Genomic DNA, 22,514 nt, shown 5'->3' with positions numbered 1-22,514 from the left:
GAAAAACCGCGCTTCCCGTGTAACCGGCCAAAGAAAAAAGGGCCGGAGCGGCTGGCTCCGGCCCATTGAGGTTATGTTCGCAGGAGGAACATCTGTTGGCGACGACAGGTGGGAGGAGAGGAGGAAGTACCCGCCGCCGCCAAACTCGTAAGTCTTAGTTGTAGGCGCGCTCGCCATGCTCGCCGATGTCGAGACCTTCCTGTTCGACTTCGGGAGTGACGCGCAGGCCGGTGATCAACTTGGCGATGAAGATCGCGATTGCGGTGCCGATGGCAGCCCAGACGATCGAGACGAGCACTGCCTGGATCTGGATCCAGACCTGAGCACCCATGGCGACCGAGCCGTCTCCCGGACCGCCGAGGCCCGGCTGATAGACAATGCCGGTGCCGATGGCGCCGACGATGCCGCCGATGCCGTGGATGCCGAAAGCGTCGAGCGAGTCGTCGTACCCGAAGGCCGGCTTCACCTTGGAGACCATGATGAAGCAGATGATCGAGGCAACGGCGCCAAGCACAATCGCGCCGAACGGACCCGAGTTGCCGGCAGCCGGGGTAACAGCGACCAGACCGGCGATGATGCCCGAGCAAAAGCCCAGGGCCGAGCCCTTGTGACCGCTGAACTTTTCAGCGAGCATCCAGAACAGACCGGCCGAAGCGGTAGCGACGAAAGTGTTGATCATGGCGAGGCCGGCGGTGCCGTCGGCTTCGAGTTCGGAACCGGCGTTGAAGCCGAACCAGCCCACCCACAGCAGGCCGGTGCCGACCATGGTCAGCGTCAGCGAGTGCGGCGGCATCGGCTCGGCGGGATAGCCCTTGCGCTTGCCGAGGATCATCGCAGCTACCAGCGCCGAGACGCCGGCGTTGATGTGCACGACGGTACCGCCGGCGAAGTCGAGAGCGCCCATCTCGAAGAGAAGGCCGCCACCTGCCCAGACCATGTGCGCGATCGGGAAATAGACGATCGTCAACCAGACAGCCGTAAACGCCATCACAGCCGAGAACTTCATGCGCTCGACGGTGGCACCCAGGACCAGTGCGGCAGTAATTGCAGCGAAGGTCATCTGGAAGCAGATGAAAACGTACTCGCTGATGACTTCATCGGAGAACGTTGCAGCGGTGCTGTCCGGCGTGGTGTTCGCGAGGAACAGGTTGCCCCAGCTGAAGAAGGCGTTGCCTTCCGGACCGAACGCGGTCGAGTAGCCGTAGATCACCCAGATCAGCATGGCCAACGCAGCGGCGGCACCGACCTGGGTCATGGTGGAAAGCATGTTCTTCGAGCGGGTCAGACCGCCGTAGAACAGGGCAAGGCCGGGAAGGATCATGAGCAGGACCAGAATGGTCGCGGTCATCATCCAGGCGTTGTTGCCGGGATTGGCTACAGCCGGCGCCGATTCGGCAGCCTGCATCTGTGCCCAGGCGGGCATGGCGGCGAACAGCGACGCACCAAGAGCGCCGGCGCCGCAGAGAATCTTGCGGTTCATCGTGGTTACCCTCCTCAAAGCGCGGTGTCGCCGGCTTCGCCGGTGCGGATGCGCACGGCAGAAGCCAGGTCGAGGACGAAAATCTTGCCGTCGCCGATGGCTTCGGTGCTGGCGACCTGCTGGATCGTTTCGACGATCTTCGGTGCCAGATCGTCAGGTGCAGCGACCTCGATCTTCACCTTCGGCAGCATGTTGGTCGAATATTCGGCCCCACGGTAGATTTCCGTCTGGCCCTTCTGCCTGCCGAAACCCTTCACCTCGGACACGGTCATGCCGGCAACGCCGATCCCGCCCAGCGCTTCTCGCACTTCGTCGAGCTTGAAGGGCTTGATGATGGCTATGATGAACTTCATGCCTATCCCCTGTTAGCCACCGGCCCCAGCGCCGGCTGTGGATAGACAAAGCAAAGGGTGTGCCAATTTACCAATCGGCAAGATTCAAGGCACCGAGGCGCCGATTACCGCAGATCAGGCACACTGTACCGCCCGATTCCTGAGCAGCTGCCTATTTTTTAGGCAATGCGAGAGAGGCAAAGACCGGAAGGTGGTCAGAACCTGTCGCTGACAACGGGCTATGATGCACATTGGTTCCCAGAACCTGCCATTCCGCCGAAACAATGATGCGATCGAGGCGGGCGATGGGCCGGCGCGAGGGAAAACTGCGGCCGGGAGACAGGACCTTCCACGCCCCGTGATGGAATTCCTGCAGGCACCCCCCGTGCTGGGACCACTCGTTGAGGTCTCCCATCATCACCGTGGGAACGTGATGGTCGCAATCCGCGCAGTGGTCGAGCACGCTGCGCACCTGATGCCTGCGGCGCAGGCCGGAAAGATCCAGATGCATCCCGATAGTCCGGATGCGCCGTCCATCCACTGCGAAATCGGCCCGGATGGCCCCGCGCGGTTCCAGCACCGGAAGAGGCACCGGGGCAGCCTCGATCAATTCAATGCCCTTGCGCACGAGCAGGGCATTGCCATGCCATCCCAGGCTGTCGGGCTTCATCGACAGCGGAACCGGCACGTAATCGGTGGCGGCATGGATGGCATCGAGTGGCAGCACGGCCATCCGGCGGCCGAACCTGCGGTCCACTTCCTGCAAGGCGATGATGTCGGCGTCGACCTCACGAAGGATCCGCAGAATCCTCTCGTGGTCGCGGCGCCGGTCCAGTCCTACGGCCTTGTGGATGTTGTAGCTGGCAAACTTGATCTGCAATCTGGGGGCCTCGAGCGATCTGCTGGCATCGAGCAACTTAGGCCCGCGCGCGCCCAATTGCCAATGCGGACCCCTCCGCCAATGCGCAGGCCTTGTGCTCGGTTCCCGTCAGCGGTGTTCAACGTTCCTTCGTGGCACTGAAAGTCAGGTCCGGATTGCGCTCCCGCTGGTAACCGACGTCCCAGGCCGACCTTGCCATGAACACCGGGTCGCCGTCGCGGTCCTTGGCGAGGTTCATCTTGTTGAACTCGGCAAACTCGTCGAGCGCCCTGTCACTGCCCTTGATCCAGCGTGCGGTGTCGAAAGGCGCCGCTTCCAGCATCGCCTCGACCTTGTATTCCGCCTCCAGCCGCGAGATCAGCACGTCGAGCTGGAGCTGGCCGACCACGCCCACGATCCATTGCGCGCCGATCTCGGGATAGAAGACCTGGATCACCCCTTCCTCGGAAAGATCGTCCAGCGCCTTGCGCAACTGCTTGGTCTTGGTCGGGTCCTTGAGTGCGACGCGGCGCAGGATTTCCGGCGCGAAGTTGGGAAGGCCGGTAAAGCGGATCTGGTTCTTCTCCGACAGCGTATCGCCCACCCGGAGCGTACCGTGGTTGGGGATGCCGATGATGTCGCCCGGCTCGGCGCTGTCGGCGATCTCGCGGTCCTGCGCGAAGAACATGATCGGCGAGTGCACGGCAATCGGCTTTCCCAGCCCCGACGGCGTCAGCTTCATCCCGCGCTTGAAGGTGCCGGAGACCAGTCGCATGAAGGCGATGCGGTCACGGTGCATCGGATCCATGTTGGCCTGCACCTTGAAAATGAAGCCCGACACTTCCTTGTTGTCCGGCTCCACGGGGCCTGCTTCGGTCGGCTGCGGGCGCGGCGGCGGGGCGAAATTGGCAATGGCCTCGATCAGCTCGACCACGCCAAAATTCTTGAGCGCCGAACCGAAATAGACCGGTGTCAGGTCCCCGCCGCGATAGGCATCGATATCGAATTCGGGATAGCCGACCTGCGCCAGTTCGACTTCCTCGGCCACTTCCCCGGGAAGCTCCGCGTTCTCATCGACCTTGCCGAGGAACTCGCGCGAGCCGCCTTCGGGCCGGCTGACCTTGCCCGTGCCGAGATCGAGGATGCCCTCGAACAGGCCACCCATGCCGACCGGCCAGGACATCGGGCAGACATCGAGCGCCAGCATGTCCGCCACTTCGTCCAGCAGGTCGAAACAGGCCCGACCTTCGCGGTCGACCTTGTTGACGAAGGTGATGATCGGCACCGACCGCAGGCGGCAGACCTCGAACAGCTTGCGCGTCTGCGGCTCGATGCCCTTGGCCGCGTCGATCACCATGATCGCCGAATCGACCGCGGTGAGCGTACGGTAGGTATCTTCCGAGAAGTCCTCGTGACCCGGTGTGTCGAGCAAGTTGAAAGTGATGCCGTCGCGCTCGAAGGTCATGACGGAACTGGTGACGGAGATGCCACGCTGCTGCTCGATCTTCATCCAGTCGGACCGCGCACGCCGCGCCTGCCCGCGGGCCTTGACCTCGCCGGCAAGGTGGATCGCACCGCCTTGCAGCAGAAGCTTTTCGGTCAGCGTGGTCTTACCCGCGTCGGGGTGCGAAATGATGGCGAAGGTACGGCGCGATGCAGTCATGCGCGCGCTTTAGGGATGCGCGGCGATGCTCGCAACTACTGCCCGTTCCGCGCCACCTGGAAACCGGCAAAGGACTGGTTCACCGGCATCAGCTCCAGCGCATTGATGTTCACATGCGGTGGCTGACTGGCAACCCACAGAACGACGTCGGCAATGTCGGTGCCGGTCAACGGATTCACGCCTGCGTAGAGCGTATCCGAGGCCGCCTGATCGCCGCCGGTGCGCACCAGCGTGAATTCGGTCTCCACCATGCCCGGCTCGATCGAGGTTACGCGCACGCCGGTGCCCGACAGATCGGAACGCAAGCCAAGCGAGAACTGGCGCACGAAGGCCTTGGTGCCGCCATAGACGTTGCCCCCGGTATAGGGATAGGTCGCCGCGACCGAGGACAGGTTCACGATCACCGCCTTGCTTTCTATCAGCTTCGGCAGGAGCGCGTGGGTCAGCGAGATCAGCGCGGTGACGTTGGTCTCGATCATCGTCTTCCAGTCGCCGAGATCGGCATCCTGCGCCTTGGCCGTGCCGAGCGCGAGCCCGGCATTGTTCACCAGGCAGTCGATCTTCGAGAATTCGGCCGGAAGATCGGCCAGTGCGGCGTCGCGCGCTGCCTCGTCGCGCACGTCGAACACGCAAGGGTGAACGCGATCCGCGCCCAGTTCCTCAACCAGCGCGTCCAGCCGCTCGGCCCGGCGTCCCGTCGCAATCACGCGCCAGCCCGCTTCGACGAAAGCGCGGGCACAGGCTTCGCCGATACCGGCGGTAGCGCCAGTGACGAGAACGGTCTTCATGATAAACTCCTTCAATCGGCCGAGAGGACGGACACGTCCAGGCGGAACGAACGGCTCCGGCCCGGCGCGAGTTGCACCACGCCGGGCTTGTCGCGGAAATCGCCGGAAAATCCAACCGGATCGGCATGGCCCTGCCAGGGCTCGATGCACAGGAAGGCCGCACCCGGTTTCTGCCAGAGCGCCAGCATCGGCATGTCCGGAAAGGCGATGGCGAGCTGGGCGCCGCCGGGCGTACCATACGTCAGCGACCGGCTGGTCAGCTGGTCCCAGATGATCGCGTCATCCTCGAAAAGCGGGGTATCGAGGAGCAGATGATGCCCATCTACCGGCGTCGGCAAGGTTTCGGACTGCAGCAACCCCGAAGCATCGAGGCGCCGGACCGGCTGCGGCTCGGGCTCTGCAAAGGCGATCACGTGATCGGTCTTCGGCGCACCACCCGGCAGCGGCCATGCAAAAGCCGGATGGTAGCCCAAGCTGAACGGCAGTGCCGCCGTTCCGGGGTTGCGCACCGTCGCCTCGACACGAAGCGTCATGGCCTCGATGCGGAAGGCGACTTCCAGCTCGAACGCGAAAGGATAGACCGCGCGCGTTTCGTCGCTGTCGCGCAAGCGGAACCGTGCTTCGCCCTCCTCTGCCGCAATCACGTCGAACCGCGAGCGGCGGGCGAAGCCATGGCGCGGCAATTCGTATTCGCTGCCATCGATGCGGTAGCGGTCGTCTTTGAGGCCGCCAACGATCGGGAACAGCAGCGGCGCATGCCCCGCCCAGAAAGCCGGGTCGGCGTCCGTCATGAACTCGCGGCCGTGACTGTCGGTCAGCGAGCAGAGTTCAGCGCCGAACGGATCGATCCGGGCAGCAAGATCGCCGGATGAGATGGTGACATAGTCCACTTCAGACACCGGCGATCTCCTGTTTCCTGGGTCAGCCGCGCAGGACGGCTCCAAGCTTGGCGGCGGCGGCGGTCACCTTGTCGGCGATCGCCTTGAGGTCCGCGTCCTTGTAGCTCTTTTCGAGCGGCTGGAGCACGACTTCAAGGGCCAGCGACTTCTGTCCCTCGGGAACGCCCTGTCCGCGGAAGTCGTCGAACAGCCGGGCGGAGACGATATTGGCCTTGTCCGCGCCCTGCACCACGCGCACCAGATCGGCGGCGGGCAGATCGACCGGCACGAGGAACGCAAAGTCACGCGTCACCGCCTGCAGCGCCGGCGGCGCGTAGTGGCTGCGCGCGAACGAGGCAGCGCCCTTCTTGCCGGGAATGGCGTCGAGGTAGATTTCCGCGAGCGCCACCGGGCCATCGATGTCGAAAGCCTTGGCCGCCGTCGGATGCAGCATGCCGAAGCGCGCCAGCACATTCTTGGGACCGAGGCGCAGGGTGCCCGACTGGCCGGGATGGAATTGCGGCCCGGCCTCGCCCATGACCTGCAGCTTGTCGGCAGGGGCGCCGGCTTCGGCAAGCAGGGCAAGCGCCTCCGCCTTGGCATCGTAGGCATCGAAGGCAACGGCCTTGCCCGTGGCCCAGCCACGCGCCGTCTTTTCACCCGCGAGCACGACGCCCAGCGCCATGCGCTCGTCGCTCGCGCCACCATTGCCACGCAGATAGCGACGGCCGAGTTCGAACAGCCGCAGCGAGGAAGCCCCGCGATCGAGATTGCGCTTGGCTGCCATCAGCAGGCCGGGAAGCAGCGAGGGGCGCATGACCTTCATGTCCTCGCTGATCGGGTTGGAAAGGGCCCACAGGCCGCCATTGCCCTCGGCGAAGAAGTCCGCCTCAGCCTGCGGCAGGAACGACCAGGTAACGGCCTCGTGAAGACCGCGTGCCGCAGCCGCGCGGCGCACGCGCCGTTCCAGTTTCTGGCCCGGTGTCGCGGTCGGGCGGGCGATGCCTTCGGCGCGCGGCAAGGCCACGCTCTCGATCTTGTCGAGACCATGGATGCGCACGACTTCCTCGACGAGATCGGGGGCGCCATCGACGTCCGGACGCCAGCCTGGAACCGTTACGGCCCAGCTGTTCTCGAAACCGGCCTTTTCGGCCACCACCGAGAACCCCAGCGATTCGAGAATGCGCTGCTGCTCTTCGGGCTTGATGACCACGCCGCCGAGCTTTTCGGTCAGGGCCGGATCGAAGTGAACGATCCTGGGCGTCGTCGGCGCCGCGCCGGCCCGAACCACTTCCGAAGCCTCACCGCCGCACAGCGTCTGGATCAGCTTGGTCAGGTGCGCGAGGCCCTGATCGAGGAAGTTCGGATCGATCCCGCGTTCGAAGCGGCCGCGCGCGTCCGAAGTGAGGTTCAGCTTGCGGCCGGTCTGGGCAATACGCTCGGGATCGAAATAGGCGATTTCGAGCAGGATGTCGGTGGTCTCGTCCCCGCAGCCCGAATGCTCGCCGCCCATGATCCCGGCAATGTCGTGCACGCCGCTGTCATCGGCGATCACCGTCATTTCGAAATCGAGCGTGTATTCCTTCTCGTTGAGCGCCAGCACGGTCTCACCGTCCTTTGCGCGCCGCGCCACAACCGCGCCGTTCAGCTTGGCAAGGTCGTAGGCGTGGGCCGGACGCCCATAAGCGAGCATCAGATAGTTGGTCGCATCGACCAGCGCCGAGATCGGGCGCTGGCCCGCTGCAGTAAGCCGTTCCTGCAGCCAGAGCGGCGACGGGCCGTTCTTCACGCCCTTGATGACACGGCCATAGAACGCCGGGCAGCCTTCGGGATCATCCGTGCGCACTTCGACCGGGCACGGGAACGCGCCGGGCAGGTCGAGTTCCGCAATCGGGCTGAGCGTGCCGATGCCGGCCGCCGCAAGGTCGCGGGCAATGCCGTAGACGCCCATGCAGTCCGGACGGTTGGGGGTGATGGCGACATCGATCACCGGATCGGCACCGTGATACTCGGCAAAGGCCGTGCCGACGGGCGCATCCTCGGGAAGCTCGATGATACCGTCGTGATCTTCGCCCAGCTCCAGTTCGCGGGTCGAGCACATCATGCCGTTCGATTCGACACCGCGGATCGCCGACTTCTTCAGAACCAGACCGTTGGCCGGAACCGTCGCACCCGGCAAGCCGAGCACGCCGATCATGCCGGCGCGCGCGTTGGGCGCACCGCAAACGACCTGCAGCGGATCGCCTTCGCCGGTATCGACGGACAGCACCTGCAGCTTGTCGGCATCGGGATGCTTGGCGGCGGTCAGCACCTTGGCGACGCGGAAGCCCGCGAGCTTCTCGGTCGGATCCTCGATGCCTTCGACTTCAAGGCCGATAGCATTGAGCTTGGCGGCGATCTCTTCGATCGTCGCTTCGGTTTCCAGGTACTGCTTGAGCCAGGAGAGCGAGAATTTCATGTGTTCTTTCCTTCCGCGATCCGGCCGATCAGGCAGGCGTACCGACGCCGCCCGAAAGGGTCGGAACGTCGAGGGCGGAAAATCCGTAGTGAGAGAGCCAGCGTACATCACCGTCGAAGAAGGCGCGCAGATCATCCATGCCGTATTTCAGCATGGCGAGGCGATCGACGCCCACGCCGAAGGCAAAGCCCTGCCATTCGTCGGGATCGAGACCGCCGGCCTCTATGACGCGGCGGTTGACCATGCCGCTGCCCAGCACTTCCATCCAGGCGTGGCCCGGCGCATCGCCGGACCCGCCGACAACGCGGCGACCGCCTTCGTTGGCGTAACCGACATCCACTTCCACCGAGGGCTCGGTGAAGGGGAAGTAGCTGGGGCGCAGGCGCAGGACGATGTCCTCGCGCTCGAAGTAGGCCTTGAGGAAAGTCTCCAGCGTCCACTTGAGGTGGCCGAGGTGAATGTCCTTGTCGATCACCAGCGCTTCGATCTGGTGGAACATCGGCGTGTGGGTCGCGTCGCTGTCCGAGCGATAGACGCGGCCCGGCGCGATGATGCGCAGCGGCGCGCCTTCGGCGAGCATCGTGCGGATCTGGACCGGCGAGGTGTGCGTGCGCAGCACCATCTCGCGCTCCTGCGCATCGCGGTCCGGGAAATAGAAGGTGTCGTGCATGGCGCGCGCCGGATGGCTTTCGGGCATGTTGAGCGCGGTGAAGTTGTGCCAGTCGTCCTCGATCTCCGGACCGGTGGCGACCGCGAACCCCATGTCGGCGAAGATCTCGGCCAGCTCGTCCATCACCTGAGAAACAGGGTGAACAGTACCCTTGGGCGCTTCGGGGGCAGGCAGCGAAAGATCGATCGTTTCGGCCGCCAGCCGCGCATCGAGCGCGGCGGCTTCCAGCGCGTCCTTGCGGGCCGCCAGAGCGTCGGCAACGCTCTCGCGCAGACCGTGGATCTTGGGGCCCTCGACCTTGCGCTCATCCGGCGTCATCTTGCCGAGCGTCTTGAGCAGGCCCGAAATCGATCCCTGCTTGCCGAGAAACTCGACCCGCAGCGCCTCTACCGTCTCGAGATCGGTCGCGCCTTCAATGCGCAAAAGGGCCTCCTGGCCGGTTGCTGCGTAGTCCAAGTGTCTTCTGCCTGGTTGTTGGTCGGTATTGCGCCGCGGTCCTTAGGAGGCTCGCGGCGGAATCGCAACGGAGGAGACAGGAACTACGTCAGGGCCAGCCCTCCTACGCTACCGGGATTCCAGAGCCTTTCGCGGCCGTAACGAGCGCGCTCGCGGATGACCGATTCGATCACAGGCTTGTGCCGATTTCCGTATTCGGTCGGGGTCATGCCCATGAAATAGCGAAAATCGCGCACGAACTGGGCCTGGTCGTGATAGGAAGCATCGAGCGCGCCGATCCATTTCAACGAAGGGTCGACCGTAAAATCGGTGAGACTGCGCATGAAACGTTGGCGGCGCAGCAGCAGCTTGGGGGGAAAGCCGAAGGTTCGACGGCACAATCGCTCTAGAGACCGACGGTTGAGCCCGGCCTCGTCCGCCAGCTTGGCGACCGAATCGATTTCGCGATTGAAGAGTGCCTCGTAGACCTTGGCGATAGTCTTCTCCGCCGGTTCGTCGAAAGGTTCCATGGCCCGGAAGAAGTCGGTCAGACGCCGCAGTTCCGCTTGCGGATCTCTCTCGCGCGCGAACAGTGACTTCGCAAGCGGACGAAACTTCTCGAAGGCCGGGTCCTGCATACCGTCGACCGAGCGGTTCGCGTATTCATGCGCGGGTTCGCCCACCAAAAGTGCCCAGCCGAGGGGATGGATCAAAACACCCCACTGGCGGATCGTGCCGGTGCGAATGTAGACTTCCTGGGATCGCGGCCCCGACACGGTGAATATGGACGTATCGATCTGCCCACCGTCTCGCGTCTCGCCGGCAACAACGGGCTCCTGGTTGAAGCGCATCGTCGCCCAATCAGGGAACATGATATCCTCGATGGAACCGCCATCCCTGACGGTGATCTCGATATGGAATATGCCCGCGAAATACCGGCTCAATTCTGGTGAGCTGCCGAGATAGTTGGCGGTAACCTTGCAGGCCGAGGGCATTCCTGATCGCTCCGGAAACCAGTCATTCTATCCTTCGTGCCCAATCAGGCAAGGGAAAGGGGCGCAGACCTGTCTGGCCGCGCCCCTTGTTCTCATTGCCGGTCCGGAATGAACTTCCGGAAACGCGCCACGCCGGTTCAGGCGGGCAGCGCTGCCTTGGCCTGAGCGATCACCGCCGAGAAGACGGCGCCTTCGTTCATCGCCAGGTCGGCCATCGCCTTGCGGTCGAGTTCGATGCCAGCAAGCTTAACGCCGTGCATGAACTGCGAGTACGTGAGGCCTTCGGCACGAACGGCGGCGTTGATGCGCTGGATCCACAGGGCGCGGAAATTCCGCTTCTTAACCTTGCGGTCGCGGTAGGCGTACTGACCCGCCTTTTCGACGGCCTGGCGAGCAACGCGGATCGTATTCTTGCGGCGGCCACGGTAGCCCTTGGCCTGGTCCAGAATACGCTTGTGCTTGGCGCGGGTGGTGACACCCCTCTTGATACGGCTCATAGTCTAGCGCTCCTCAGTTCAGCCCGTAGGGCGCCCACTTCTTGATCACCTTCGCGTCGGCGTCGGAGATCACTTCGGTGCCGCGGTTCTGGCGGATGTACTTGCCGTTATGGCTGATCAGGCGGTGGCGCTTGCCGGCGACGCCGTGCTTCACCTTGCCCGAGGCGGTGATCTTGAAGCGCTTCTTCACACCGCTCTTGGTCTTCAACTTGGGCATTTTCGTCTCCTGTTCAGGGACACGTGCAGTCAGCCCTGGCAGCCCTTTTCGCCAGGCCGACCCGCGAATCTCTTTGTGAAAGACTCAACCGTGTCGAGTGAAGGGCGGCCCTTTAGGGCGCAAAATGCCGAAAGGCAAGTGCTACCTCCTGCGCTCACTCCGCATAGATCATGCGCCGCGTCATTCCGCCATCGACTACGATCTCCTGCCCGGTGACGAACCCTGCACTCTCTCCCGCCAACCAGGCGACGGCCTCGACGATGTCCTCGACCCTGCCGACCCGGCCGACGGGGTGCTGAGCACGATCCTGCTGCGAGTGGGCCGGATCCTGCCGGCGATCGGCCCGCTGCCAGGGGCCGGTCTCGATCCAGCCGGGAAGCACGGAATTGACTCGAACCTGCGGCCCGAGGCTCACCGCCATGGCGTGCGTCAGAGCGCAAAGCCCGCCCTTGGCGGCAGCATAGGCGAAACAATCCGGCTCCGACTGCAGCGCGCGGGTGGAGGAAATATTTACAATGGCCGAGGGTGCTCCTGCCCGCAGCAGAGAAAGCGCTTCGCGAGAGCACAGAAACGCGGCGGTAAGGCTCGCGTCGATCCACGATCGCCATTTCTCCAGCGAAAGCTGTTCCAGGGGACCGCAATAGGGATCGGCAATCCCGGCATTGTTGACGAGCAGATGCACGGCATCGGTCCAATTGCCGATGCGCCGAAAAGCCTGGATCACGTCCTCCTCGATCCCGACGTCGCAAGCGATCGCCAGGATCTGCGAGCCGGGAAGCAGCGTTTCAAGCTCCGCCAGCGCCTTCTCGTCGCAGTCGAGCGCGACGACACGCCAGCCGCTCCCCGCAAAATGCAAGACCAGTCCGCGTCCGATGCCGGCGCCGCCGCCGGTTATGATAGCTGTCTTCTGGGTCATGCCGGCCTAACCGACGAACTGCTTTCAAGTGCCATTGCGCGGCGTAGAAAAGGCCCTTCGCCCGGTCCGGCGCAGCCATGCCAGGAAATCGCCGCCGGCAATCGCCTCCGCCTCGTCCGGCAAGGCGATGCGCCAGAGGTACAGCTGCCCAGCCTCCGAAAGACCGGAAGCCGTCCGCACCGGGGACGCTACGCGACGATATTCGCGTCCCTCGTACCGATCGAGCAGGGCAAGGTCGCCCGGTTCAAGATCCAGCCAGCACAGCGTCCCCGAGACACGCGCCTGGCCGCTCGGGGGAATCAAAGCAGGAAACCAGCCATTGCCGCCGCGTACCGCGAAAAGCCGTCCCGGCGCGGACGCGGGTTCGCATCGGACGAGCCGCTGCGCGATCCAATCCCCCATTCGCGTGGCCGCTTGCGGTTGCAGCGTTCCGTATACGAACAGCCGCCGTGGAAGGGTCATCCGATTGCCGCCTCAGTGATGGCAGGCAAGCGCTTCGACGACGTCCTCCAGCCGGGCCGGGTCGCCGATCGCCAGGACATGGCCTTCCGAATCGGCGTTGAGCGGTTCGCCGTTCCAGTCGCACATCGTCCCACCCGCGCCTTCCACGACGGGGACCAGCGCGGCCCAGTCGTGCAGCTTGAGCCCCGCTTCGCAGACAAGGTCGATCTGCCCATTCGCCAGCAACCCGTAATTGTAGCAGTCTCCGCCCATCATCATGCGACGGTGATCGGTCCTGGCTGCCAGGGCCATGAAATGGTCGCCCTCGTGATCGTTGAAATATTGTGGCCCGGTGGTCGCCAGCATGGCCTCGGACAGTTCACGGCATGGCCGCGTGCGTACCGGCTTGCCGTTGAACAGTGTGGGATGCCCGCTCGCTCCAATCCAGCGCTCTCCGAGAATCGGCTGATCGATGATGCCGAGTACGGGCCAGCCATCGACCAGGAGCGAAATGAGCGTGCCGAAAATCGGCCGTCCGGCGATGAAAGAGACCGTGCCGTCGATGGGATCGAGCACCCATGTCCGCCCCGAAGAGCCTTCCTGGGTGCCGAACTCCTCTCCGATGATGGCATCGCGCGCCGCTTCTGCCTGAAGGATGCGCCGCATCGCCTCTTCAGCGGCCCGGTCGGCCTCGGTCACGGGTGTTGCATCTGCCTTGCGCTCGGCATTCAGGCCGCTGCGGAAATGGGGCCGCACGGCATTGCCGGCTGCATCGGCAAGTCTGACGGCGAGTGCGATGTCCTGTTCGATCCTCATGTCGACGCTGTGCCCATTTACGGCCATTTGGGTCAAGGTTTCTCTCAACAGGCGATCAGCTTGCAAGAAAATGGTGGGCAACCACATAAGTATGTGTGCTTTTCCCAAGTTGCGAACTTGCACAGTTACAAGTAATCGAACTCGCCAGGGACGCGGCAAGAGTGGGGCATGAACGAAAAGAACCGTCCGGCCGTCGATACATCGATCATGCCGGAACAAGGAGTGACAAGGGACGGGCAACCGCTTTCCTATAACCGCGCGCCGGCTCCCGACCTCGCGCCGTGGGTCGCTCGCCTTTACGTAACTAAAGTTATAGCGCCCGCAGACTACACTTTGTCGTGCGGCCTGTTCAACGATATCGCTTTCGTGCGTGTCCAGCTCGCCGGAGCATGGACGGCCGAAACGGCCACTGGGCACGAGGAGATGGGACGCGAAGCCCTGTTTTTCGGCCCTCAGTCCAAACGCATGCCTGTCACCGTGACCGGAAGCTTTATCAGCGTCGGCGTGGGCATCCGTCCCGGCGGCTGCAACGCGTTGTGCGGACCGCGCGTGGGGGAGTTCATCGATCGCCTCGTGCCGACGGGCACGGTCGCCATGCCATCCGACCGGCTGCTCAAGATGCTCCCGCCAGACGCTTCGCCAGAAGACTGGCTGCAGACACTCGAGGCATTGGTCAGAAAACGAGTCGAACACATGGACGGGGCGCTACCCGACCCGGTGTCGTCGCGATTCGAGGAGATAGCCTTCGCCGATCCGGGCATCACCGTGGGCGACGCGGCGGAACTGTGCGGCGTAGAACGGCGGAAACTGGAACGCGTTGTCAATCGCGATTTCGGCATGTCACCCAAGCAGGTCCTGCGACGCGCCCGCGCGCTCGACATGGCCAGCCACCTGCGCGGCGTAGCCGATTCGGAGGAAGGCGACGAAATCGCGCTACGCTATTACGACGAAAGCCACCTCATCCACGAGTTCACGGCCCTGTTCGGCATGTCGCCCCGTCAATTCGTGGCGACACCGCAACCACTGATGACGCTTGCGCTCGAATCGCGCCAGGCACGAAGGCTGGAAGCACTCAAGCGGATCAAGCCCGGCCAGTCGCGGCCCTGGGAATAAGGCCAGGCAGCGGGCGGATACCCCCGCACACCTGCGATCAGTCGAACAGGCTCGACACCGAACTTTCGTCGGCAATGCGGCGGATCGCTTCACCGACCAGCGGTGCGATCGTCAGAACGCGGATACGGTCGGATTGCTGGGCTGCTTCGGTGGTCTGAATCGAATCGGTGATCACCAGTTCCTTGAGCGCCGAATTGCTGACGCGCGAGACCGCGGCGCCGGAAAGGACACCATGGGTGATGTAGGCGGTGACGCTCGCAGCGCCCTCGTCCATCAGCGCCTGCGCGGCGTTGCAAAGGGTTCCGCCCGAATCGATGATGTCGTCGATGAGGATGCAGGCCCGGCCCTTCACCTCGCCGATGATGTTCATCACTTCCGACTGGCCCGGACGGTCACGACGCTTGTCGACAATGGCCAGCGGCGCATTGTCGAGACGTTTTGCCAGTGCGCGCGCACGCACCACGCCGCCTACGTCCGGCGAGACGACCATCAGCGACTGGTCGCCGTAACGCGCCTGGATGTCTGCCGCCATCACCGGCGCGGCGAAGAGGTTGTCGGTCGGAATGTCGAAGAAGCCCTGGATCTGCCCGGCGTGCAGGTCCACCGACAGCACCCGGTCCGCGCCGGCTTCGGTGATCAGGTTGGCCACCAGCTTGGCCGATATCGGCGTGCGCGGCCCGGGCTTGCGGTCCTGGCGGGCGTAACCGAAGTAGGGAACCACCGCCGTGATGCGCTTGGCCGAGGCGCGGCGCAGTGCATCGATGCAGATCAACAGTTCCATCAGGTTGTCATTGGCCGGGTAGCTCGTCGGCTGGACCACGAAGACGTCCTCGCCGCGCACGTTCTCGTGAATCTCGACGAAGATTTCTTCGTCCGCGAAACGGCGGACGCTCGCGTCGGTAAGCGGCAGTTCCAGATACCCGGCGATGGCGCGCGCGAGCGGAAGGTTGCTGTTGCCGGACATGATCTTCATGGCGAATCCCCAAACGGCCGAAGGTGCTGGATTATGGCGCCGCCTCTAGCCTTGCGTCACGCGATTGCAATAGAGCGCGAAAGGTTTTCACCGGTAGCCGGACAAGCGAAGGCCGGATCCGGACGCCCCGGACCCGGCCAGCAATGCCTTTTTACAAGCGGCGCGCGCGATCAGGTATCGCGATGCTCGCCCTTGATCCAGCGCACCGTTCCCGAGCTTGCGCGCATCACCACGCTCTCGGTGGTCATCTTGCCGCCTTTGAGGTGCTTGACACCTTCGAGCAACGAGCCGCTGGTCACGCCGGTAGCAGCAAAGATGCAATCGCCCTTGGCCAGTTCCTCGAGCTTGTAGATCTTGTCGAGGTCGTCGATGCCCCACTTGCGGGCGCGGCCGCGCTCGTCGTCGTTGCGGAACAGCAGCCGGCCATTGAACTGGCCACCCACGCAGCGAAGCGCGGCAGCAGCCAGCACGCCTTCGGGTGCACCGCCCGAGCCCATGTACATATCGATGGTCGTGTTTTCGTCGGTCACCGCGATGACGCCGGCCACGTCGCCGTCGCCGATCAGCACGACACCGCAGCCCAGCGACCGCAGTTCGGCGATCAGGGCCTCGTGACGCGGGCGATCGAGCACGCAGACGATGATCTCTTCCGGCTTGACGCCCTTCGCCGCGGCCACGGCCTTGACATTCTCGGTCGGCGACTTGGCGAGATCGATCACGCCGTCCGGATACCCGGGGCCGACCGCGATCTTGTCCATGTAGACGTCAGGCGCGTTGAGCAGGCACCCCTCCTCGGCCGCAGCCAGCACGGCCAGGGCATTCGGACCGGCCTTGGCCGTGATCGTCGTACCTTCGAGGGGATCGAGTGCGATGTCGATCTTGGGGCCCTTGTCGGGCGCACCGCCGACCTTCTCGCCGATGAAGAGCATGGGCGCTTCGTCGCGTTCGCCTTCACCGATGACGACGGTGCCGTCGATGTAAAGCTCGTCAAAGGCCTTGCGCATGGCTTCAACAGCGGCATGATCGGCGGCCTTTTCATCGCCCCGCCCGACGAGATGAGATGCGGCGATGGCGGCGGCTTCCGTAACACGAACCATTTCGAGTACGAGGACGCGGTCGAGGACTTTACTTGCAGGAGTCGGCTTCTTGGACATGTTCACTCCGGATTAATCCAGGGAGGAAAGGTTTGGACCGCTTAGACAGAGGATGTCGGATTGTCGAGAAGCTGGACGTTTCTTTTCGCTATTGCAGCAATTACACCCGCCCCGGCGATAGCCCAGGCCACCCCGCAACCCAGCGACGCCGATCGGGCGATCGCGGAAAAAATGATGTCCGCCGGAGGGCGGATCACGCCCGACAGGTCGCGCAACCACTGCCTGCGGACCATCAAGCAGGGCGAGATCACGGTCTGCGCTCCCGACGAGGACGAGTTCCGGATCCCGTCGACGGCCGATTCCGATCCCAATTCGGCAGAAGCGCTGGACGACGGCCGGCTGCATCCGCCGGACGTGGCCGGGGGCGGTATTTTCAAGGGCAAGGCGACCATGGGCGGGATGTGCCTCGTCCCGCCATGCCCGCCGGAACAGCCTTATCTCATCGACCTCTCTTCGATCCCAGAGGCGCCCGTCGGGTCTGATGCCGACAAGATAGCCAAGGGAGAAATGCGCGCGCCCTGACAGCGCCATCGGCTTCGCGCCGGCGCACTACTCGCCGATGATCTGCATCACCAAAGGCTGCGCCGCCAGGCTGTCCGAGCCCTCAAGAATGCGCATGGCTTCGCTCACTGCGCTTTCGGGCCCCTCGTGCGTCACCATGGCGAGGATCACTTCACCGTCGTTGTCGGGATCGCCCTTCTGGATCAGGCTCTCGATCGAAACGTTGGCGTCGCGCATCGCCGCCGTGATCTCCGCCAGCACGCCCGGACGGTCATGGACGGTGAAACGGATATAGGATCGGCCGAGCCGATGGCCGGTAAGCGCCGGCTCCATGGCCTCGAGTTCACCAGCCGGCATCGAGAACGTGGCACCCTTCTCGCCGCGAGCGATGTCGATGATATCGGCAACAACGGCGCTGGCCGTCGGCCCGTCGCCGGCACCCGCGCCCTGAAACAGCAGGCGCCCCATGAAATTGCCCTCGGCAACCACGGCATTGGTAGGACCATCGACGTGGGCCAGCGGATGGCCGAAAGGCACGAGGTGCGGGCGCACGCGCTGGAAGAGGCTGGGCGAACCGCCACTACGGTCGATCTCGGCCGTACCGATCAGCCGGATGACGTAGCCCAGGGCCCGCGCCTGCTCGATGTCCGCGGCCTTGACGCGCGACACGCCCATCGTTTCCACGGCGTCGAAACGCAGCCGCGCCCCGAAAGCGATAGCCGCCAGGATCGAAAGCTTGTGGGCGGCGTCGACCCCCTCGATATCGAAGGTGGGGTCAGCTTCGGCGTAGCCGAGACGCTGCGCATCGGCGAGCACATCGCCGAAGTCCGCGCCGGTGTCTTCCATGGTGGAGAGGATATAATTGCAGGTGCCGTTGAGGATGCCATAGACACGGTCGATGGCATTGGCCGCGGCGCCTTCGCTCAACCCCTTGATGACGGGAATGCCGCCTGCCACGGCCGCTTCGAACTTGAGCGCAACCCCGGCCTGCTCCGCAGCCGCGGCTAGCTCCAGGCCATGATGTGCGATCATCGCCTTGTTGGCAGTGACCAGCCCCTTGCCATGGGTGATAGCACCGCGCACCAGAGTTAGCGCCGGTCCATCCGAGCCGCCGACGAGTTCAACCACTACGTCGACATCCTCGCGCACGGTCATCGCCGCCGGATCGTCTTCCCAATCGTAGCGCGAAAGGTCCACGCCGCGATCCTTGCTACGATCGCGTGCGCTTACCGCGACGATGCGGATCGGGCGTCCGGCGCGCCGGGCGATCAGCTCGGCATTGGTCTCGATGAGACGGACGACGCCGGTGCCAACGGTACCCAGACCGGCAAGTGCTATGTTGAGCGGTTCAGCCATAATGCTCCCTTTCGGGAGCGCGCCCTAGGGCAGGTGCGGGCGAATTTCCAGCGCCTTCGCGCCGCGCCGTCCCCGAGGCCGGGCGGTCACGACATGTGGCGTTCGCAGACGCCCAATTCGCCGAGCACCATGCGGTAGTCGGCTTCCGCCTGCTGCTTGGCCGAATAACCCTCGGAGACGTTGACACCGGGCGGCGGGGAGTTGGGCAGGAAGCAGGCAAGCCGGTACCACGTCAGCGTGTCGCGCTGTGGCGGATTGCCGACGTCCGCGACCAGTTCGGAGAACGACACGCCCCAGGCCGGCGGACTGCCGGGCTGATGGCGGACCGTGATTGATGCAGCGGACCCATCCTTGGTGGTCAGAAAGATCTGCGTCTCGCCCTGGCCGGCAAGGTTACCGGGGACATAGAAGAGCTCGCGCACGCCGGTGACCTCGGCAGGGGCGTCGGACGAAACGAGCGATTTCAGGATGCCGCGCAGGCGCGCCTCGCCGGCCTCGCTCCAGGGCCGCTGGGCAGTCGGGGTCACCAGTTGCAACTCGCCGGGACGGCCGGGCACCGCGCGCGCGAAGAGGAAGACATCGGTCTTCTTGAGCTTGGGCGGCTTGCCACGGGAATCGAGCGGCACATCGACGAGATACTTCACCGATTCGCCCAAGGGTGCACTGCCGGTGAGCAGTGATTTCGTCTCCGCCTCGATATAGAAACGGCCGTAGCCCGGCCGCAGTCCGGGCGCCCGCTCATCCTCGACGCGCAGCATTTTCTTCACTTGGGCAAGGACAACCACACCTGCCGAATCAGCTAGGTCTGCAATGTCGGCATAGGTCGGCTGCGAGGAGGTCTCCCCGACCGTCTGGGCGTGCGCGGGAAGCGCGTGAAAAGCAAGCGTTGCCCCGGCAAGAATCGCCAGAACTGGCTTCGATTTCGGTGACATGAAGGACAATCTCCGTGGAAATGTCGAAGGTTATAGACCGGTCCGGAACGGGCACAAAATCGCGTGACTTTCGTTTGGCACGCCCGCCCCTGAATCGCACGTTAACTCCTGCAAGGCCGATAAGACGTTGCGCAGGGGGGGCATCACCGCTAAGGAAACTCGCGAAAAGGGGCTAAAACACAAAAATGCCCCACGGTTCGCTTGCCTGTCGCTCACGTGCGGTAGGTGGACTGTCAGCCGTCAGGGTGGGTAATTTCGAGTTTCGTCATGGGCACCGCCTCCGGGGGGTGCCCATGGGCGCCCTTGGACTTGTCCGGGGCTAGGTAATGGAGTGAAGGGTCTGAATGGCTTACGCTGACCAGCAAATGAGCGGTAACAAAATTACCGCGCTTGTCATTGTCGCGCTGATCCATGTCTTCGTCGGTTATGCGCTCGTCACGGGCCTTGCCTATGAGGCGGCGAAGAAGGTCATCAACAAAGTGACGACAGTGGATATCAAGGAACCGGAGGAGCCCAAGGAGGAACCTCCGCCGCCGCCTCCTAAGGAGGAAACGCCGCCGCCGCCCATCGTGGCGCCGCCGCCGCCGATCAACATTGCTCCGGCTCCGCCGCCGGTGCAGACGGTCATCACGCCGCCGCCGCCGCCGCCGGTCGTGATTCCGACCGCGGCCCCGCCGCCGCCGCCGCCACCACCGCCGCCGTCCAAGGCCCGGGGTGCGTCGCCCAAGCGCATGAGCAGCTGGGCTGGCCGCATTCAGGCGAACTACCCGACCCGCGCAGCACGTGAAGGTCGCGAAGGCCGCGTCGGCGTTCGCGTCACGATCAACACTGACGGTCGCGTGAGTTCCTGCTCGGTCACGAGTTCGAGTGGCAGTCCGGACCTGGACGAGGCAGCGTGCGAGGGCATGGAGCGTTACGCGCGCTTCGACCCTGCGCTGAACGACGCGGGCAACCCGACCACGGGCACCTACTCGACCGCGATTGTGTACAGGCTTAACTAACTTGACGGCTCGACCGGGTCAGCTGGTCCCGGTCCATCCTGCATTCTTCTTGAGAGGTAAATCGCATGCTTATCGTTGATATTCTTGCCGCTGCCGGCGAAGCCGCCGCACCGCAGAACAAGTTCGGCTTCGCTGAAGCTCTCGAACAGGGCGGTTTCATCGCCTACGCCACCGTCGTGATCCTCGGCATCATGTCGTTCGGCTCTTTCTACATCCTCTTCACCAAATGGTTCGAACAGTCGAAGATTCTTCGTCAGTTCAATGCCGTCCGCACCTCGTTCTGGAAGGCTCCGACGCTCAAGGAAGGCGCCACCAAGCTCGAGAAGAACAGTGCATGGCGCCAGATCGTCGATGACGGCGTGAAGGCCGAGGAAGAAGCCTCGAAGCTCAAGGACCCGACCGAATCGCACGATTGGCTCCACGGCTCGCTGGCCCGTTCGGAAGCTTCGATCAACGCTCGCCTCGCCGGCGGCCTGCCCTTCCTCGCCACCGTGGGCGCTACCGCACCGTTCGTCGGTCTGTTCGGTACCGTCGTCGGTATCTACCGCGCCCTGATCGCCATCGGCCTTGCCGGTTCGGCCTCGATCGACAAGGTCGCCGGTCCGGTCGGTGAAGCTCTCATCATGACCGCGCTCGGCCTGCTCGTCGCCGTTCCCGCCGTGCTTGCCTACAACTACCTGCAGGCTCGCAACAAGCGGATCGCCGAACTGCTGACCGGCTTCTCGACCGACGTCCTCGCCAACATCGCCTCGGGCGGCGCGGTCAAGCCAAACACCACCGTTGCCCCGGCTGCGAAGCCGGCTCCGGCCAAGCCGGCTGCTGCTCCGGCCAAGCCGTAAGGAGCACGGGCTTGCGGAACCGGCCCGCCCGGTTCCGCTCCCGCAAGGGGTCGGCGGCGGTTCAATGCATGCAACCCGCCGCCATCCCCAAGGCAACGCAAGAATTAGGATAAGACTATGGCGATATCCACGGGCGGAGGCGGTGCTGAAACACCGATGTCCGACATCAACACGACGCCGCTCGTCGACGTCATGTTGGTGCTGCTGATCATCTTCCTTATCGCGGTTCCTGTCGCGATCCAGACGATCGAAAAGCTGCACATCCCGGTCATCGTGGCCGTTGAATCGAAGGACAAGGTCGAAAACCTCCTTCTCACCGTCTCGACCACCGACGAGGCCGGACGCAGTGCTGGCGAGCCAGGCTATGCCGGCGCGTCGCGCAACGGCGAATGCCGCATCTACTTCAACAATATCACGCCGGTCACTGCAGAAGAACTGCGCGACAAGGCCTTCAAGCGTCTGGACGCGATCGTGAAGCGCGCAGGCGGCCCCGAGGCCCTGATGAACAGCCCGGAGTTGATCCCGCAGGTGCACATCCGCGGCGACGTCAACGCTCCGTGGCGGTGCGTCGCCGGCGCGATCTACAACGTCCAGATTTCGGGCTATCCGACGGTTGGCTTCATCACCAACCCGATCGATCCGAACGCGTGACGTTCAGGCAGGAACAGGAGTAACTTTCCATGGCAATGTCAGGCGGCAAGGACGATGGCTCGCCGATGATGGAGATGAACACGACGCCGTTGATCGACGTCATGCTCGTTCTCCTCATCATGTTCATCATCACGATCCCGGTTGCGACTCACTCGATCGACATCGACCTGCCGGTGGCGACCCCTCCGACGGACACGCCCCCGCCGATCGATCCGGTCAAGAACAAGGTCGTGCTCACGGTCAACAACGAGATCCTGTGGAACGGCACGCAGATCGACGGCGCTCGGCTGCTCGACACCCTGCAGGCCACGACCCGCATGGACCCCGAGCCCGAGTTGCAGTTCCAGCCCGAGCCGAACGCCAGCTACGACCTTTCGGCCCAGGTGCTGCAGATCATCAAGGCCTCGAAAGTCTCGAAGTTCGGGTTCGTCGGCAACGAGCAGTTCGCCGAATTCGGCAAGTAGACGGGACAAGCATCAGACCTCTCGCAGGTCGAACCCAAAAGGGGCGGAGCAATCCGCCCCTTTTTTGTCGCCCGATGCGGGACCG

At 64.0% G+C, this 22,514-nt stretch carries 24 protein-coding genes; 6 read left to right on the top strand and 18 right to left on the bottom strand.

All coding sequences use genetic code 11. The features are described 5' to 3' along the window. Positions 1 to 154: 154 nt before the first annotated feature. The 14 genes from LK12_RS05980 to LK12_RS05915 all read right to left on the bottom strand — a co-directional run bounded on the left by LK12_RS05980 (position 155) and on the right by LK12_RS05915 (position 13,445). Positions 155 to 1,480, bottom strand: a complete 1,326-nt coding sequence (locus tag LK12_RS05980; RefSeq protein WP_039280711.1) for an ammonium transporter — start codon at positions 1,478 to 1,480, stop codon at positions 155 to 157. Between the two features lie 14 nt (positions 1,481 to 1,494). Continuing rightward, complete coding sequence (locus LK12_RS05975; RefSeq protein ID WP_008832047.1) at positions 1,495 to 1,833, bottom strand: P-II family nitrogen regulator; 339 nt, start codon at positions 1,831 to 1,833, stop codon at positions 1,495 to 1,497. A gap of 151 nt (positions 1,834 to 1,984) precedes the next feature. Next, positions 1,985 to 2,692 (bottom strand): endonuclease/exonuclease/phosphatase family protein, encoded by a 708-nt coding sequence (locus tag LK12_RS05970; RefSeq protein ID WP_039281571.1) that lies wholly within the window; start codon positions 2,690 to 2,692, stop codon positions 1,985 to 1,987. Between the two features lie 118 nt (positions 2,693 to 2,810). After that, complete coding sequence (locus LK12_RS05965) at positions 2,811 to 4,334, bottom strand: peptide chain release factor 3 (RefSeq protein WP_039280710.1); 1,524 nt, start codon at positions 4,332 to 4,334, stop codon at positions 2,811 to 2,813. A gap of 35 nt (positions 4,335 to 4,369) precedes the next feature. Then, entirely contained in the window at positions 4,370 to 5,122 is a 753-nt protein-coding gene (locus LK12_RS05960) for an SDR family NAD(P)-dependent oxidoreductase (RefSeq protein WP_039280709.1), read from the bottom strand. Positions 5,123 to 5,133: 11 nt separating this feature from the next. Next, on the bottom strand, positions 5,134 to 6,021 hold the full coding sequence (locus LK12_RS05955; RefSeq protein ID WP_082010388.1) for an aldose 1-epimerase family protein: 888 nt from the start codon (positions 6,019 to 6,021) through the stop codon (positions 5,134 to 5,136). Between the two features lie 22 nt (positions 6,022 to 6,043). Next, positions 6,044 to 8,458, bottom strand: coding sequence for a phenylalanine--tRNA ligase subunit beta (pheT, locus tag LK12_RS05950; RefSeq protein ID WP_039280708.1), 2,415 nt, complete (start codon positions 8,456 to 8,458; stop codon positions 6,044 to 6,046). 28 nt (positions 8,459 to 8,486) lie between these two features. Further along, positions 8,487 to 9,584, bottom strand: a complete 1,098-nt coding sequence (pheS, locus tag LK12_RS05945) for a phenylalanine--tRNA ligase subunit alpha (RefSeq protein ID WP_039280707.1) — start codon at positions 9,582 to 9,584, stop codon at positions 8,487 to 8,489. A gap of 83 nt (positions 9,585 to 9,667) precedes the next feature. Further along, positions 9,668 to 10,558, bottom strand: coding sequence for an AraC family transcriptional regulator (locus tag LK12_RS05940; RefSeq protein ID WP_052223213.1), 891 nt, complete (start codon positions 10,556 to 10,558; stop codon positions 9,668 to 9,670). Between the two features lie 137 nt (positions 10,559 to 10,695). Continuing rightward, positions 10,696 to 11,055: a 50S ribosomal protein L20 gene (rplT, locus tag LK12_RS05935; protein WP_039280706.1), complete on the bottom strand. Its 360-nt coding sequence runs from the start codon at positions 11,053 to 11,055 to the stop codon at positions 10,696 to 10,698. Between the two features lie 13 nt (positions 11,056 to 11,068). Then, positions 11,069 to 11,272, bottom strand: a complete 204-nt coding sequence (gene rpmI, locus LK12_RS05930) for a 50S ribosomal protein L35 (protein ID WP_039280704.1) — start codon at positions 11,270 to 11,272, stop codon at positions 11,069 to 11,071. Between the two features lie 154 nt (positions 11,273 to 11,426). Then, positions 11,427 to 12,188: an SDR family oxidoreductase gene (locus LK12_RS05925; protein ID WP_039280702.1), complete on the bottom strand. Its 762-nt coding sequence runs from the start codon at positions 12,186 to 12,188 to the stop codon at positions 11,427 to 11,429. A 24-nt stretch (positions 12,189 to 12,212) separates the two neighbouring features. Next, positions 12,213 to 12,650: a gamma-glutamylcyclotransferase family protein gene (locus LK12_RS05920; RefSeq protein WP_039280699.1), complete on the bottom strand. Its 438-nt coding sequence runs from the start codon at positions 12,648 to 12,650 to the stop codon at positions 12,213 to 12,215. A gap of 12 nt (positions 12,651 to 12,662) precedes the next feature. Continuing rightward, on the bottom strand, positions 12,663 to 13,445 hold the full coding sequence (locus LK12_RS05915) for an inositol monophosphatase family protein (RefSeq protein WP_039281563.1): 783 nt from the start codon (positions 13,443 to 13,445) through the stop codon (positions 12,663 to 12,665). Between the two features lie 168 nt (positions 13,446 to 13,613). Here LK12_RS05915 and LK12_RS05910 point away from each other — a divergent pair, with 168 nt between their 5' ends. Next, on the top strand, positions 13,614 to 14,558 hold the full coding sequence (locus LK12_RS05910) for a helix-turn-helix domain-containing protein (protein ID WP_039280697.1): 945 nt from the start codon (positions 13,614 to 13,616) through the stop codon (positions 14,556 to 14,558). Between the two features lie 37 nt (positions 14,559 to 14,595). Here LK12_RS05910 and LK12_RS05905 read toward each other — a convergent pair whose 3' ends face one another. Both LK12_RS05905 and glpX read right to left on the bottom strand, forming a co-directional pair. Next, on the bottom strand, positions 14,596 to 15,531 hold the full coding sequence (locus LK12_RS05905; protein ID WP_039280696.1) for a ribose-phosphate pyrophosphokinase: 936 nt from the start codon (positions 15,529 to 15,531) through the stop codon (positions 14,596 to 14,598). 170 nt (positions 15,532 to 15,701) lie between these two features. Then, positions 15,702 to 16,685 carry a class II fructose-bisphosphatase gene (glpX, locus tag LK12_RS05900; RefSeq protein WP_039280694.1) on the bottom strand — a complete coding sequence of 328 codons (984 nt, stop codon included), beginning with the start codon at positions 16,683 to 16,685 and terminating at the stop codon, positions 15,702 to 15,704. A gap of 171 nt (positions 16,686 to 16,856) precedes the next feature. Between glpX and LK12_RS05895 the strand changes: the two genes are divergently transcribed. After that, positions 16,857 to 17,207 (top strand): hypothetical protein, encoded by a 351-nt coding sequence (locus LK12_RS05895; RefSeq protein ID WP_039280692.1) that lies wholly within the window; start codon positions 16,857 to 16,859, stop codon positions 17,205 to 17,207. A 27-nt stretch (positions 17,208 to 17,234) separates the two neighbouring features. Here the strand turns inward: LK12_RS05895 and LK12_RS05890 are convergent, their stop codons facing one another. Together LK12_RS05890 and LK12_RS05885 are read right to left on the bottom strand one after the other, a co-directional pair. Continuing rightward, a complete protein-coding gene (locus LK12_RS05890; protein ID WP_039280689.1) occupies positions 17,235 to 18,542 on the bottom strand; it encodes a homoserine dehydrogenase in 1,308 nt (435 codons plus the stop codon). Between the two features lie 86 nt (positions 18,543 to 18,628). Then, complete coding sequence (locus LK12_RS05885) at positions 18,629 to 19,474, bottom strand: hypothetical protein (RefSeq protein WP_039280688.1); 846 nt, start codon at positions 19,472 to 19,474, stop codon at positions 18,629 to 18,631. Between the two features lie 344 nt (positions 19,475 to 19,818). On the opposite strand from LK12_RS05885, the gene LK12_RS05880 reads away from it, so the two are divergent. The 4 genes from LK12_RS05880 (at position 19,819) to LK12_RS05865 (ending at position 22,429) form a co-directional block, all read left to right on the top strand. Continuing rightward, complete coding sequence (locus LK12_RS05880; protein ID WP_039280686.1) at positions 19,819 to 20,475, top strand: energy transducer TonB; 657 nt, start codon at positions 19,819 to 19,821, stop codon at positions 20,473 to 20,475. Positions 20,476 to 20,540: 65 nt separating this feature from the next. Next, complete coding sequence (locus LK12_RS05875) at positions 20,541 to 21,314, top strand: MotA/TolQ/ExbB proton channel family protein (protein ID WP_039280684.1); 774 nt, start codon at positions 20,541 to 20,543, stop codon at positions 21,312 to 21,314. Positions 21,315 to 21,431: 117 nt separating this feature from the next. Further along, positions 21,432 to 21,965, top strand: a complete 534-nt coding sequence (locus LK12_RS05870) for an ExbD/TolR family protein (RefSeq protein WP_197063480.1) — start codon at positions 21,432 to 21,434, stop codon at positions 21,963 to 21,965. 29 nt (positions 21,966 to 21,994) lie between these two features. Further along, on the top strand, positions 21,995 to 22,429 hold the full coding sequence (locus LK12_RS05865) for an ExbD/TolR family protein (protein WP_039280679.1): 435 nt from the start codon (positions 21,995 to 21,997) through the stop codon (positions 22,427 to 22,429). The last annotated feature ends 85 nt before the right edge of the window (positions 22,430 to 22,514 follow it).

The sequence above is a fragment of the Novosphingobium malaysiense genome (assembly GCF_000802225.1).
Classification (GTDB): domain Bacteria; phylum Pseudomonadota; class Alphaproteobacteria; order Sphingomonadales; family Sphingomonadaceae; genus Novosphingobium; species Novosphingobium malaysiense.
The sequence above is the reverse complement of the archived record's forward strand: the minus strand, read 5'-3'. Positions and strand labels throughout refer to the sequence as shown.